This is a genomic window from Thermohalobaculum sp. (assembly GCF_058622915.1).
Genome location: NZ_JBZSYN010000160.1, coordinates 20061 through 34278, shown reverse-complemented (window position 1 = coordinate 34278; position 14218 = coordinate 20061). Strand labels below are relative to the sequence as shown.

The following is a 14218-nucleotide window of genomic DNA, read 5'->3' as shown; positions in this document are numbered from 1 at the left end:
GCGCCGCCCTCGCTGATCGACTTCGCCGTGCGCGACCGGCGCTGGGCGCAGGGCAATCTGCAGCACTCCAAGGTCATCGGCGCGCGCGGCCTCACCCTGTCCAACCGGCTGCACTTCGCGATCGGCATCGGCTCCTATCTGTTGTCGCCAATCTGGCTGGCGATGCTGGTCACCGGCGCGCTGCTGACCGGGCAGAGCCTGATCTATCAGCGCGAGTATTTCTCCAACCGGCTTCAGCTCTTTCCCGACTGGCCCATCTTCGACGCCCATCGGATGATCTGGCTGTTCGCGCTGTCGATGGGGCTCCTTCTCCTGCCAAAGATCCTTGGCGCCGTGCGGGCCATCCTTGTGCCGCAGCTGCGCCGGCGCCTGGGCGGCCCGCTCAACATCGTGGGCGGGGCCCTGCTTGAGATCGTGCTCTCGGCGCTGTTCGCGCCGGTCCTGATGCTGATGCAGGTTCGCCAGCTCTGGGGGATCGTGGCAGGCGTCGACGGCGGATGGTCGGCGCAGTGCCGCGACGGAAAAGTCCTGTCCTGGGCCGAGGCGATCGCGTGCCACAAGTGGCATGTCGTCCTCGGGCTCGTTCCGGCCATCGCCCTTTTCGAGCTGGCGCCCGGCATGTCGATCTGGGTCGCGCCCGTCCTCGCCGGATGGATCGCTGCCCCGGTCCTGTCGCGCATAAGCGGCGATCCCCGCATCGGACGGGCGGCCTGGCTGCTCGCGATCCCCGAGGACCGCGCCGCGCCGGAGGTTGCGGTCCGGGCGGCCGCGGTGCGGCGGAAGCTGGAGGAGGTTTCGGACACCAGCGTGCTCGACCTGGCCCGGGATCCGGCACGCTGCGCCGCCCATGCGGCGACGCTGCCCGCGCGCGAGCCCGAGCCTTGCGATGAGGACAAGCGCCTCGCCGCGATCACGGCGCGAGCGAAGATCGAAGCGGCGACGGACGCGCTCCAGGCGATTCGCTGGATGAACCGCGACGAGACCATCGCAATGCTTTCCTCGGCCGAACTGCTCGGCCTCCTGGGCGGCAGGCTCTCAAGTGCTGCGCAGCCCGCCCCCGCCGTTGCGCGCCTGCGCGTCATGGCCTGAGCACAGCGCACGGCCGCACCGGAGGCCACGCCAGCCGATCGTCCGAAGCGATCGAACCCGGCGGGAACGCCCGGCCGTGGCGAAAATGCCACGGCTGCATTTCGTTTCGTCGAATTTCGGCGCATCGCAGGAATAGATTGGACTCAGGCACCCGGTTTGCTGAAATCATTGTTGGCGATCCAAGCCGCGCAAAGACGCGGCAGGTGCTAGGCAGAAAGAGCAGTGCCAACGAACATCTTTGCGACCGGCCCGTGCCGGGGGAGCTCCGTGCGCTGAGCGCGGCGGGCAGGGTGGACGCATCTGTCGGCGTGGAGGGCCGCGGATGGGAAGGATGCGTGGCTTTTGGGGGCTGGTGTCAGCGTACTGGTTGTCTGAGCGATGGAAGGAGGCGTGGGCCCTCACCGTCGTCGTCTTCGCGGTGACCACGGTGCTCAGCAAGTCCAGCGTCTGGGCAGCGACGGCCAGCGGGGACTTCCTGGCCTCCTTGGCCAACTATCACCGGGCCAAGGGTGTCGCCGATCCGGCGCAGGTCCTGCTGACCAGCGCCCTGGCCTTCTTCGCCATCCATCTTGCCCGCGCCGGGGGAACGGCGGCGCGCCATCTGGTCTCCACCACGCTTCACAGGCGCGCCCGGGCCTGGCTCACCGCACGGTTCGACGCGGCGATTCTCGCGGACGAGCGCATCGCCCTCGACCTGATGAGCGACCGGGCCGACCCGGCCGCGACGGGACGCAAGCCGCGGCTGCCCGACGCCATCGACCAGCGCATCGACGAATGCTCCACGGGGCTCTATGGCGGCCTCATCGGCCTCGCCATGGGGCTGTGGGGCGCCATCACCTCGATCTGGTTCGTCTCCGCCGCGCTCATCGCCCGCAGCGCGCCGGTGCCCGCGCTCGATCGCTGGGCGGGCGAGCTTTCCGCCGCCGTGGGTCACGCCTTCGGGCCCGCGGCCGCCGCCTGGTGCAATTTCGCGCCGGGCCAGTACGGCTCGGCCGTCCTGGCCGGCCTGCTCGTCCTCGTCTTCGTGCCGCTGATCACCTTCGTCGCCTGGCTGATCGGGCGCATCCTCGAGCGCATCACGCTGGAGCGGCAGAGGTGCGACGGCGCCTGGCGCGGCGAGCTGGCGGGCATGCTGACACGGGTCTCGAAACTCGCCACCTCGCGCGGCGAGCGGGCCCAGCGCCGGGTGAACGCGCGGCTCTACGAGGGTGTCGACCGCGCCTGGGGCCGCCAGAACACCTGGACGGCGGCCATGATGATGTTCAAGGAGGTCTACACCTTCCTGTCCCGCCGCCTGCTTGCCTATCTTCCGGCGCTGCCCTCCTTCACCGCCGGCACGCTCAGCTTCCGCACCTTCGCCTCGAATTCCGAGCTGACCGCCGAGTTGATCACCGACGTCTCCTGGTTCATCGAGGTCATGCCGGCCATTGCCACGCTGCGCGCCAATGCCGTGCGGCTGACCGACCTCGCCGCGGCGATCGAGCGCGTGCGCGCGCGCGACGCATTCTACGCCGAGACCGGCCTCAGCCGCTTCTCGCGGCAGCGTCGGGACGCGTTTGCCGGCCTGCGCCTCTCGCGCATTGCGCTTTGCCACCGCGGCCATGGCGCCGAGCCGTTCCTGCGCGTGCCGGGGCTTTGGCTCGGCCGCGGCGACTGGGCCTTCATCCGCGGGCGCAACGGCTGCGGCAAGAGCTCGCTTTTGAAGGCGGTGGCCGGGCTGTGGCCCTATGGCGAGGGTGAGATTGCCTTCGGACAGGGCGCGCGCCTGTTCTTCGCCGGGCAGGAGCCGGACCTGCCGGACCGGCTCAGCCTCAAGGCGCTCGTCACCTATCCCGCGCTCGAGGAGTCCTTCGACGACATCGCCGCGGCCTACGCCCTGTCCCGCGTCGGGCTCGGCGAGTTCATCTGCGCCCTGCCCGACGAGCTGCACCAGGGCCAGAACTGGCGCAACGTGCTGTCGGGGGGCCAGAAGCAGCGCCTCGTGCTGGCGCGGATCCTGCTGCACAAGCCCGACGTGCTGCTGCTCGACGAGGCAACGTCGGCCCTTGACACGGACGCGGCGGTGGATTTCCACATGGCCCTGCGCGAAAGACTCCCCCGGGCCGTGGTCCTGGCCGTGCTGCACGGAAAATGCGCGCCGACCGATCCCGACGGCGTTCCGTTCTACGGCGCCGTGCTCGAGGTCCAGGACGGCGTCGCCCAGCTCAGGTCGGTGGAGGATGCGGGCCTTGCCGCCATCGCGGCGGAGTAGAGCAGGAGCCGGACCATCTCGCCCGAAGACGCCGCCGACCGCCTGCTGGCGGAGATGACCCTTGCCGAGAAGGTCGGCCAGCTGAACCTGCTGCCGGCGGGCGAGGGGCTGGTCACGGGCGCCGGGGGCGGCAGCCGGCTGACCGAGCGACTGGAGGCGGGCGAGGTCGGCGCGGTCTTCGGCACGAAGTCGCGCGCCTCGGCCCGCGCCATGCAGGACCGCGCGCTCGCCGGCTCGCGGCTCGCCATCCCGCTGTTCTTCGCCGAGGACGTGATCCACGGCCACCGCACCGTGTTTCCCCTGCCGCTGGCACTTGCCTGCTCGTGGGACATGGAGCTGGTCGAGCGCACCGCCGCCTTCGCTGCCGCCGAGGCCGCGTCCGACGGGCTCCACCAGGTCTACGCCCCGATGATCGACGTCGCGCGCGACCCGCGCTGGGGCCGCGTGGCCGAGAGCCCCGGCGAGGACCCCACGCTGGCCGCGCACTACGCCGCGGCGATGACCCGCGGCCTTCAGGGGCCCGATCCGGCCGCGCCGGGCCGCGTCGCCGCCTGCCTCAAGCACTACGTCGCCTACGGCGCCCCCACCAGCGGCCGCGACTACGACAACGCCAGCCTCGCCTGGGAGGACCTGTTCGGCGTCTACCTGCCGCCCTTCGAGGCCGGTGTCCGGGCCGGAGCGGCCAGCGTCATGGTCGCCTTCAATGCCGTGAACAAGCTGCCGATGCATGCCCACGAGGCGCTGATCGAGGGCTGGCTGCGCGGCCGCATGGGCTTTAACGGGCTGGTCGTGTCGGACTACACGGGCATCAGGGAGCTCGCGGCCCACGGGCTCGGCGGCCCGGCCACGGTGGTGGCGCGGGCGCTGAAGGCCGGCGTCGACATGGACATGGTGGGCGAGGATTATCTCGCCCAGCTGCCGGAACTGGCGCAGACCGGGATCGACGATGCCGACAGTGGCACCCGGCTCACAGCCGCCCAGATCCGCGCGCTGATCGACCGCGCCTGCCGGCGCGTGCTGCTGTTCAAGGCGCGGCTGGGACTCATCGACAACCCCTGGCGGGGCTTGGAGGACAGCAACCAGCTGCCGCCGCGGCCCTCGCCCGCAGGCCGCGCGCTCGCCCGGCGCGCCGCCGCGGCCAGCGCCGTTCTTTTGAAGAACGATGGTGTCCTGCCGCTCGCTGATGCGCGGAAGGTCGTCCTGATCGGCCCTTTCGCCGAGGATCGGGCCAACGTGCTCGGCACCTGGTCCGTCAACGGCCGGGCCGAGGACGTTATCTCGCTGCGCGCCGCGCTCGAGGCGCACGCGGGCGCGTTGCTCGGCGTTGCGCGCGGCTGCAACATCGTCGACGAGCCCTGGCTGGTCGACCGGCTGAACGTGCATGGCGTCACGGTCGAGATCGACCCGCGGGGGGAGGCGGAGATGATCGCCGAGGCCGTGGCATGCGCCCGTGCGGCCGATCTCGCCGTGGTCGCACTTGGGGAGGCGAAGGAGCACGCCGGCGAGTCCTCGTCGCGCCTCACAACCGACCTGCCCGCCCCGCAGCGCCGGCTCATAGAGGCGCTGAAAGCAGCCGGCGTACCGCTGGTCGTCGTCGTGTTCGCCGGCCGCCCGCTCGCGCTGGGCGAGGTTGCCCAGGCGGCCGACGCGCTGCTCCTGGCCTGGCACGGCGGCATCGAGGGGCCGCGCGGCGTGGCCGACCTCCTGTTTGGCGACGCGGAACCTGCGGGCCGGCTCGCCGCCACGCTGCCCAGCCATGCGGCCGAGGCGCCGGTGCACCATGCGACCGAGCCGACCGGCCGGCCCTTCCGGGGACGGTTCGAGAAGTTCCGCACCGGCTGGCTTGACCTGCCCGACGACGCGCCCGCCTATCCCTTCGGCTTCGGGCTCGGCTACGCGCCGGTCCGCTACGGCGTGCCCGCGGCCGACCGCGCCGAGGCCACCGGGCCGGATGACCGCATCGAGATTCGCATCGAGGTCACCAATGCCGGTCGTCGCGCCACCGTGGAAACCGTGCAACTCTATCTCAGCGACCCGGTCGCCCGGATTACCCGCCCGGCGCGGCTGCTGAAGGCATACCGGCGGGTGCCGCTGGCCGCAGGCGAGACGCGCACGGCGACCTTCACCGTGACCCTCGACATGCTGCGCTATCCCCTGGCACCCTCGCTCGAGGCGGTCGAACAGGTCTGGGACCCGGGCCGTTTCGTCTTCCACGTCGGGCCGAACAGCCGGGACACGCAGGAAGTGGAGGTGCTGTGGCGCCCCTGACCACCGGCCTCTCGGACGAGGCACTGCGCGACCGGGTCGCGCAGGCGACGCTTCTCTACTTCACCGAGTGGAGCCACCCCGCCAGCGGCATGGCGCGCGAGCGCAGCGCCGGCGCCTTCGGCTACGACCTCGAGGACACGGTGACGACCGGCGGCACCGGCTTCGGCATCATGGCGCAGCTGGTCGCCGCCGAGCGCGGCTGGCGCCCCGCGCGCGAGATCGAGGACCGGGTCCGGCGCGTCGTGACCTTTCTCGAGACCGCCGAGCGCTTCGACGGCGCGTTTGCGCATTTCCTCAGCGGTGCGACCGGCAGGACGATCGCCTTCGGCCCGGGCGACGACGGCGGCGACCTGGTCGAGACCGCCTTCCTGATGATGGGGCTTCTCGCAGCCGCCGCGCATTTTCCCAGGGCGACCGATCTAAGCGCCCGCATCGAGGCACTCTATCGCGCCGTGAACTGGGCGGCCCATCTCAGGCCCGAGGACGGCGCCCTGATGTGGCACCGCCACCCCGACCGCCCCTGGAGCGCGGACGCCCTGACGATCCGCGGCTGGAACGAGGCGCTGACCGTCTTCGTGCTGGCCGCCGGCTCGCCCACGCACCCGATCCCGCCCGCGGTCTATCACGCGAGCTGGGCCACGGCGCCGACCTTTATCAACGGGCGGACCTATGGCGGCATCACGCTGCCGCTGGGCCCGGACCGGGGCGGGCCGCTCTTCCTGTCGCAGTACCCCTTCCTCGGCCTCGACCCGAACGGCCTGAACGATGCCTATGCCGACTATGGCGTGCAGGCGCGCGCCCATGCGCTGGTCAACCGCGCCCATTGCATCGCCAATCCGCATGGCTGGCGCGGCTATGGCGCGCACTGCTGGGGCCTTACGGCGAGCGACGATCCCGCAGGCTACGTCGCCCACTCGCCGACCTGCGACACGGGGGTCATCACGCCCAGCGCCGCCTTGGCCTCCATGCCCTTCGTGCCGGCCGAATCTATGCGCGCGCTGCGCCACTTCCACGACCGGCTGGGCGCACGGATCTGGGGCGAGGCCGGCTTCGTCGATGCCTTCAGCCTGCACCACGACTGGACCGCCGAAAGCCGCCTCGCGATCGACCAGGCGCCGATCGTGATCGCGCTCGAGAACCACCGCTCCGGCCTTCTGTGGCGCCGCTTCATGGCGCGGCCACAGGTGCAGGCGGGCCTGCGGGCGCTGGGATTCACCAGCCCCTATCTGGCGGCCTGAAGCGCGGCCAGGCGCGCCTCCGCCGCGCCGAGGAAGGCCACCGCGCTCCAGCTCAGCGCGAGGCACGAGACCGGCGCGCCGCTCGTCCGGTTGAACTGCTCGGGCAGCGCGTCGCCCGCCGGCGCCACCTCGCGGATCAGCGCCATCCAGGCCTCGGCCTTGGCGAAGGCGTCCCTTGCGCCGGACCCGCCCGCGGCCGCGATCGCGTAATGCAGCTCCGCGAATCCCAGCGTGACCGGATACCAGGGATTGCCCCCGAAATAGACATCCCCCGCCCAGCGGCCGATGGCCGGCACAGGACGGCCGCGGTTGATGGGGTAGAGATCGGCGAAGCGCCGCTCGAGCGCAGCCACCGTCGCCAGCGTGCGTGGCGCGTCGGGCGCGAACGGACCGGTGCGCCGCCCGGCGTGCAGGATCGCCAGCACGACCGAGGAATCGTATTCCCCGGGCCCCGCCTCGACGCTGTCGCGCCATCCCCCCTCAGCCCCGTCGGAGGCCCGCTCGAGCGCCGCCGCCGCCCGCTGCGCTCCCGCCGCCAGCTGCACGGCCTCGCGCCCCTCGCCGCGCGACGCGCGCCAGCGCGCGCCCCGCTCCAGCGCGTCCCACTGCGCGATCAGGGTGAAGCCGTGGCGGCGCGGCGGCGCCTCCTCCCACGGGCCGATCGCGGGCGCGCCCACGACCCGCGCGCAAAACCCCAGATCCCGGGCAACGAGCGAATCGACCGCGGGGCCGCCGAGGTCGGGTACTCTCGCCGTCACATCAAGACAGGTGACGGCACGCAACGCCGGTCCGTCATGCTGCGGGCGCCCCCAGCGCTCTAAGTCCGGCCGCCCGTCCGCGCCGACGCGCGGCTCGGCCAGCCGCGCCTCGCCGGTCAGGGCGCGCAACTCGTCGTCCGGCCGCAGAAAGCGCCGTGCCTCGGGCCGTGTCGTCGCCCGCCACGGATTCTGGGCGAGCGGCTGCGCATCCGGGTCCGAGATTTCCAGGCTGAACCGCACATGGTCGGCGAAGGCCCGCCGCCACCATCGCGCCCCGTCGGCATCGGCGCGGCGCAGCACCGCGGGCAGGACGCGCATGACCACGGCGGCATCGCGGAGCCAGTGATAAAAATAGTCCGGCTCCGGGTCCCAGGCGGCCCCGCGCGGCGAGGCAAGCACCGAGCCCGGCACCGGCCGGACCTCCACGCCGAACGCCTCGCGGCGGTGCACCAGGCCAGTTGCCGAGACGGCGCGGCGCAGCGACCGCAGGGCGCCCGATGCCCGTGCCTCGATCCAGGCGCCCAGATCGTCCCCGGCCACGTCAGGCCCCCGCCGCCTCGGGCAACCAGCGCGTCGAACGCGACGGCGGGTTCGCGCATAGAGGCCGGCCCCTCCGGGCAATGCTGCAGCCCGGGCAGCACCGAACCGAAGCGGCCCGCGCGGGCGCCCGTCGCCACCGCCGGCACCAAGACAGGCGGACGCGCATCATGCGCACGCGGCCTCGCATTTTTCCTCCCGGTCCCGGCATCTCCTGGGTGACGTGTCAGCTTCACGGTCGGGGCCCGGCGCCAAGCGGCGCGGGGCATGCTTTCTAGCATTTCCGGGTGCCTGGCGCAGCTTTCCCGCGGACAGAGCCTCTGACGGTCCGATTGCCGCATGTCACGTCGAATTACGGGCCGGGGCCGGGAACACATCCGGTCGTTCCGCGGTCTTCAGGATCAAGGAGATCGGGAACCCGCCAATCCGCCTGCAGCACTGGGTCGGCCATCTTTCGAGTGAGGCGCCTGGCGAATGTCCCGCGCGGGCATCGAGAGGCGGCGCGAGTGCAGATGCACGCAGGCACCGGGCTCCCGCCACATGTCGAAGAGGAACGGCCGCAATGACCAGACGCCGCACCAAGCCCACGCCTTCGTATCCGACCGCCGGACGGGATTCCATGCGCAAGGATGCCACCGGCAGGGCGCCATCACGTCCGGCCCCCGCGCAGGGAGCCTCGTCAGGGGCGCGCACGGCCCCAAGGCAGACAGCCACCCCCCCGCGCAGGCGCCCGACGAGACCGAGCAGGCGGGGCAACCCGGAGCCGAAGAGTCTCGACCCCGAGCATCCGCTCAACGGACCACACCCCACAGACTGACCGTCGCCTCCGGTGGCCGGGCCCGCCCCCGACCAACCGGTGGCTCGGGCGGCCTGTGCTTGCCGGCGGCGCGTCTGACCCTGACCGCAAGCGGCCGGATCCCCGGTCGCGAAAACAAGATGGTGAACACCGCGCAGCTCCGGGCGCGACCCCGTGCATCCCGCCAGCGCGCACAAGCCATGGCTGTCCGAAGCGGCCGCACGGCCCGGCCTCCTTCGCGGGGGGCCGGGCCACGTCTTTGCTCGGGAGCGTTCTCCGCCACAGCGCGCCGGAACCGGTCAAACAAGGGACCGGTCAAACAAGGGCCCGGTCAAACAAGGGCCTAGGTGCGACCGGAAATCTGCGCTATGATCGCCGGGCTCCGGGAGCGAGGGGACCGCTACCCCGGAGTGGGACATGAATGTGCTGACTGAGGTCGATGCGGCGCAGGTCCACGCGCCCGACTTCGACAAACCCGACGGAACGGACGCCGCGAGCCTGCCGATCTCGAAGGGTACACGCGTCGTCCTCGTCTATCACGGCAAGCGCCTCTCCGCCCAGGTCACGGCGATCGAGCGTCTGGGCACCGCTTTCGTCGGCCGCGTGCTGGGGTTCGCCCCGCATGAGGCGCGCCACGACGGCCTGGCGGCCGGAGATTCGATCCGCTTCCGGCAAAGGGACGTGCACTGGATCGACTGAGCGCGCATCGCTCCGTCCGGCTCCACCGGCCCCAGCCGCGCCTCATGCGGGGCGCAGCACCAGCATGCGGATCATGTCGCTGTAGAGATAGCGGTCCCCCGCCAGCCTCAGCCCCGCCGCCGCAGCGTGCCGCAACGGATCGCGCCCGAACGAGGCGCCATAGAGGCGCCGCACCCACGGCGCCCAGAGCCGCATGACGAAGCGGCGCAGCGGCTGTTGCGACCAGGTGTAGTCGATAAGCCTGATCTCGCCGGTGGGCTTCGTGACGCGGCGCAGCTCGGTCAGCGCGGGCAGCTGATCCTGCTCGCGCAGCACGCAGAACAGGAAGCTGGCGATGACGACGTCGAAGCGGGCCTCCGCAAGGCCGGTGTCGTGGGCGTCCGCCTCGCGCAGCTCGACCCGCGCGCCCAGCCGGCTGGCACGGCGGCGCGCCCGGGCCAGCATGCGCGGGCTCAGGTCGATCCCCACGACCTCGGCGCCGGCCGGGTAGAACGGAATGTTGCGCCCGGTGCCGCAGCCGGCGTCGAGCACGGCGCCATGCACTCCGTCGAACAGGCGGCGTCGCAGAGGACGGTAGCGCAGATACTCGAAGGGCAGGTCCAGCAGGTCATAGAAATCGGCGATACGCCCATAGCGCAGGTCTCCGGCCATGGCCCTCCCCTCCCGCCTCAGCGCCTGAACGCGGCGACCAGCTCCACATGCGGCGACCAGCGGAACTGGTCGACCGGCTGCACCCAGCCGAGCCGCCAGCCGCCGTCGATTAGCGCGCGCGCGTCGCGGGCGAAGGTGGCGGGGTTGCAGCTCACCGCGGCCAGGCGCGCCGGCTCCGCATGCGCGAGCTGCTCGGCCTGCAGCCGCGCACCGGCGCGCGGCGGGTCGATGACGACCGCCTCGAACCCGTTGAGCTCATGCGCCAGCAGCACCCGCCGCGCCAGGTCGCGGCGCTCGGTGGTCACCCGCTTCAGCCCCGGCGCCGCGCGCCAGGCGGCGTCCAGCGCCGCCAGCGCGCGGGCGTCGCCCTCCACCGCGTGCACCTCGGCCTGCTCGGCCAGCGGCAGGGCGAAGGTGCCCGAGCCGGCATAAAGGTCGAGCACCCGGGCCGACCCGCCCACCGCCTCGCGCACCGCCGCAACCAGCGCCGCCTCGCCCGCGGGTGTCGGCTGCAGGAAGCCGCCCGGCGGCGGCACCACGCGGGCCCGGCCCATCGGCAGCTCGGGCGCGCGCATCACCGCCACCTCCTCGCCGTTCCAGGCCAGCCGCGCCAGCCCGGCCCGCGCCGCGACGCCCGCGAGCAGCGCCTGCGCCGGCCCGGTGATCGGCTTGGCCTGATCCACCGCCACATCGACGCCGCCCTCGGTGAGCGTGAGCGTGAGGCGCACCTCGCCGCTGCGGCTGGCGGCGAGCCCGATGACCTCGTCGAGCCGCCCCAGCGCCTCGACCAGCGCCGGCTCGGCCACATGGCAGGTCCGGATCGGCACGATCTCGGCCGAGCCCATGGCGTGGAAGCCGATCAGCGCGCCCTTGCGCGTGCGCCGCGCGGCCACAGTGATGCGCCGCCGACTCATCGGCGGCGAGGTCACGGTCTGGCGGATCTCGGGCGCCTCGATGGCGCGGCTCCTCAGCGCGGCGGCCACCATGTCGCGCTTCCAGATGGCGAGGAAGGGATCCGAGGCGTGCTGCAGCGCGCAGCCGCCGCAGCTGCCGAAATGCTCGCACGGCGGCCTCACCCGGTCGGGCGAGCGGGCCAGCACCTCCTGCACCTGGGCGCGCACGCCGTGGCGCACGATGCGCAGGCGCTCGCCGGGCAGGCTGAAGGGGACGAACAGCGCGCCCCCCTCGGCCACGCCGTCGCCCTGGGCGCCCAGGCGCTCGATCTCCACCTCGTCCGGCACGTCTGCTTGCCGCTCACCGCTCGGGCTTCCGTGCGGCGACCAGGAACTCCCGGTTGCCGTCGCACCCCTCTATAGGGCTGGGGACGGTCCCCGTCACCTGCCAGCCGAGCCCGCCGAGCCAGGCGCGGATATCTGCGCAGACGGCCTCGTGCACGGCCGCGTCGCGCACGATCCCGCCCCGGCCCACATGTGCGCGGCCGGCCTCGAACTGCGGCTTGATCAGCGCCACCAGCACGGCGCCGGGCCGCGCCAGCGCCAGCGCGCCGGGCAGCGCCTTCTCGAGCGAGATGAAGGCGAGGTCCGCCGTGATCCAGTCCACCGGCGGTACCAGCCCGGGCGGGATCGCCCGGGCGTTCACCCCCTCGAGGTTCACCACGCGGGGGTCGCCGGCCAGCCTCGGGTGCATCTGCCCGTGCCCGACATCGAGCGCATAGACCCGCTCGGCCCCGCGCGCCAAAAGGACCTCGGTGAAGCCGCCGGTGGAGGCGCCCAGGTCCAGCGCCAGCCCGCGCGGGGCGAGGGCGAAGGCGTCGAGCGCGTGCAGCAGCTTCAGGGCCCCGCGGCCGACCCAGGGCAGGGGATCGCCGGAAACCTCGATGCGCGCTGAGGCGCCCACCGCCTGCGCCGGCTTGGCGGCGATGGCGCCGTCCACCGTGACGGCGCCCGCCGCGATCAGCGCCCGCGCCCGCGCCCGGCTCTCGGCGAGCCCGAGCGCGACCAGACGCTGGTCGAGGCGCACCGAACCCGGGCTCAGGCCCTGGCCGCCGTCTCGGCCTCGCCCAGCGCCCTCAGCGCCGTCTCGACGATGTGGGGCGCGTTCAGCCCGGCGACGTCGTACATCTTCTCAGGCTTGTCCTGGTCGATGAAGATGTCGGGCAGCACCATCGGGCGTATCTTCAGCCCGTGATCGAGCGCGCCCTCATGCGCCAGGAGTTGCAGCACGTGGCTTCCGAAGCCGCCGACCGCGCCTTCCTCGATGGTCACCAGCGCCTGGTGCTCGCGCGCCAGCCTCAGGACCAGATCGCGATCCAGCGGCTTGGCGAAGCGGGCGTCGGCCACCGTGGTGGACAGGCCGCGCGCCTCGAGCTCCTCGGCGGCCCTCAGGCACTCGGCCAGTCGCGCGCCGTAGCTCAAAAGCGCGATCTTCGTGCCCTCGCGCACCACCCGTCCCTTGCCGATCTCGAGCGGTACGCCCTCGGCCGGCATCTCGACGCCCACCCCCTCGCCGCGCGGATAGCGCACGGCCGACGGCCCGTCGTCGATCTGCGCCGCCGTCGCCACCATGTGCACCAGCTCGGCCTCATCGCTCGCTGCCATCAGCACGAAGCCGGGCAGACAGCCCAGATAGGCGACGTCGAACGCCCCCGCATGGGTCGGGCCGTCGGCGCCGACCAGCCCGGCGCGGTCCATGGCGAAGCGCACGGGCAGGCGCTGGATCGCCACGTCGTGCACCACCTGGTCGTAGCCGCGCTGCAGGAACGTCGAGTAGATCGCCGCGAAGGGCTTCATGCCCGCGGCCGCCAGGCCGGCGGCGAAGGTCACGCCATGCTGCTCGGCGATGCCGACATCGAAGCAGCGGTCGGGAAAGCGCTTGCCGAACAGGTCGAGCCCGGTGCCGCTCGGCATCGCCGCGGTGATGGCGACGACGTGGCTGTCCTTCTCGGCCTCGCTGATCAGCGCGTTGGCGAACACCTTGGTGTAGGACGGCGCGTTCGGCGCCGGTTTCGCCTGCTTGCCGGTGACCACGTCGAACTTGGCCACGCCATGATACTTGTCGGCCGAGTTCTCGGCCGGCGCATAGCCCTTGCCCTTCTTGGTCAGGCAATGCACCAGCACCGGGCCGCGGGCGCGCTCGCGCACGGTACGCAGCACCGGCAAAAGCTGGTCCATGTCGTGCCCGTCGATCGGGCCGATATAGTCGAAGCCCAGCTCCTCGAACAGCGTGCCGCCGACCGTCATGCCCTTGACCAGCTCGCGCGCCCGGCGCGCGCTCTCGCGGAACGGCTCGGGCAGCCAGCTCATGGCCGCCTCGGCCGCGGCCTTCAGGTCCTGGAACGAGGACTGCGCATAGATGCTCGAGAGATAGGCCGACATGGCGCCGACCGGCGGCGCAATCGACATCTCGTTGTCGTTCAGGATCACGATCAGCCGCTTCTTCAGCGCGCCGATGTTGTTCATCGCCTCATAGGCCATGCCCGCCGACATCGCGCCGTCGCCCACGACGCAGATGACGTCGCCCACGTCCTTGGCGCCGAGGTCGCGCGCCGTGGCAAAGCCCAGCCCCGCCGACATGGCGGTGGAGGAATGTGCCGCGCCGAACGGGTCGTACTCGCTCTCGGCCCGCTTGGTGAAGCCCGACAGCCCGCCGCCCTGGCGCAGCGTGCGGATGCGGTCGCGCCGGCCGGTCAGGATCTTGTGCGGGTAGCACTGGTGCCCGACATCCCACAGCAGCCGGTCGGTCGGCGTGTCGAACACGGCGTGGATCGCCAGGGTGATCTCGACCACGCCGAGCCCGGCGCCGAGATGGCCGCCGGTGACCGAGACCGCCGAGATCGTCTCGGCACGCAACTCTCCAGCCAGCCGCGCCAGCTCGGCGTCGGACATCTGGCGCAGGTCGGCGGGTGTCTTGACCCGGTCAAGCAGCGGTGTTTGGGGACGTTCGCTCACGGAGCCCTCTCAAAGCCGTCGTT

10 protein-coding genes are annotated in these 14218 nt (G+C 72.2%); 5 read left to right on the top strand and 5 right to left on the bottom strand.

Annotated features, from left to right (window positions below; all coding sequences use genetic code 11):
- Window positions 1-27 precede the first annotated feature (27 nt).
- The 4 genes from AC32QD_RS12390 to AC32QD_RS12375 all read left to right on the top strand — a co-directional run bounded on the left by AC32QD_RS12390 (window position 28) and on the right by AC32QD_RS12375 (window position 6846).
- On the top strand, window positions 28-1089 hold the full coding sequence (locus tag AC32QD_RS12390; RefSeq protein ID WP_492010815.1) for a hypothetical protein: 1062 nt from the start codon (window positions 28-30) through the stop codon (window positions 1087-1089).
- Window positions 1090-1411: 322 nt separating this feature from the next.
- Entirely contained in the window at window positions 1412-3340 is a 1929-nt protein-coding gene (locus tag AC32QD_RS12385; protein WP_492010814.1) for an ATP-binding cassette domain-containing protein, read from the top strand.
- A gap of 54 nt (window positions 3341-3394) precedes the next feature.
- Window positions 3395-5608 carry a glycoside hydrolase family 3 N-terminal domain-containing protein gene (locus AC32QD_RS12380; RefSeq protein WP_492010813.1) on the top strand — a complete coding sequence of 738 codons (2214 nt, stop codon included), beginning with the start codon at window positions 3395-3397 and terminating at the stop codon, window positions 5606-5608.
- Window positions 5596-6846, top strand: coding sequence for a glucoamylase family protein (locus AC32QD_RS12375; RefSeq protein ID WP_492010812.1), 1251 nt, complete (start codon window positions 5596-5598; stop codon window positions 6844-6846). Before AC32QD_RS12380 ends, AC32QD_RS12375 begins: the two co-directional genes overlap by 13 nt.
- On the opposite strand, the gene AC32QD_RS12370 is transcribed toward AC32QD_RS12375, so the two are convergent.
- Window positions 6831-8144 (bottom strand): glycoside hydrolase family 15 protein, encoded by a 1314-nt coding sequence (locus tag AC32QD_RS12370; RefSeq protein WP_492010811.1) that lies wholly within the window; start codon window positions 8142-8144, stop codon window positions 6831-6833. The two genes, AC32QD_RS12375 and AC32QD_RS12370, sit on opposite strands and share 16 nt — an antisense overlap.
- 1210 nt (window positions 8145-9354) lie before the next feature.
- Here AC32QD_RS12370 and AC32QD_RS12365 point away from each other — a divergent pair.
- On the top strand, window positions 9355-9636 hold the full coding sequence (locus AC32QD_RS12365) for a hypothetical protein (protein ID WP_492010810.1): 282 nt from the start codon (window positions 9355-9357) through the stop codon (window positions 9634-9636).
- Between the two features lie 42 nt (window positions 9637-9678).
- Here AC32QD_RS12365 and AC32QD_RS12360 read toward each other — a convergent pair whose 3' ends face one another.
- From AC32QD_RS12360 to dxs, 4 genes are read right to left on the bottom strand one after another with little or no spacing between them, the layout of a single operon-like run.
- Window positions 9679-10287, bottom strand: coding sequence for a class I SAM-dependent methyltransferase (locus AC32QD_RS12360; RefSeq protein WP_492010809.1), 609 nt, complete (start codon window positions 10285-10287; stop codon window positions 9679-9681).
- Between the two features lie 17 nt (window positions 10288-10304).
- On the bottom strand, window positions 10305-11528 hold the full coding sequence (locus AC32QD_RS12355; RefSeq protein ID WP_492010808.1) for a class I SAM-dependent RNA methyltransferase: 1224 nt from the start codon (window positions 11526-11528) through the stop codon (window positions 10305-10307).
- A 13-nt stretch (window positions 11529-11541) separates the two neighbouring features.
- Window positions 11542-12267 (bottom strand): TlyA family RNA methyltransferase, encoded by a 726-nt coding sequence (locus AC32QD_RS12350; protein WP_492010807.1) that lies wholly within the window; start codon window positions 12265-12267, stop codon window positions 11542-11544.
- Between the two features lie 11 nt (window positions 12268-12278).
- A complete protein-coding gene (dxs, locus tag AC32QD_RS12345; RefSeq protein WP_492010806.1) occupies window positions 12279-14195 on the bottom strand; it encodes a 1-deoxy-D-xylulose-5-phosphate synthase in 1917 nt (638 codons plus the stop codon).
- Between the last annotated feature and the right edge of the window lie 23 nt (window positions 14196-14218).

Bases quoted from the DNA above. Each gene is read 5' to 3' on its own strand.
- AC32QD_RS12380 (WP_492010813.1), top strand. From the start codon at position 3,395: ATGACCCTTGCCGAGAAGGTCGGCCAGCTGAACCTGCTGCCGGCGGGC.
- AC32QD_RS12360 (WP_492010809.1), bottom strand. From the start codon at position 10,287: ATGGCCGGAGACCTGCGCTATGGGCGTATCGCCGATTTCTATGACCTG.
- AC32QD_RS12365 (WP_492010810.1), top strand. From the start codon at position 9,355: ATGAATGTGCTGACTGAGGTCGATGCGGCGCAGGTCCACGCGCCCGAC.
- AC32QD_RS12385 (WP_492010814.1), top strand. From the start codon at position 1,412: ATGGGAAGGATGCGTGGCTTTTGGGGGCTGGTGTCAGCGTACTGGTTG.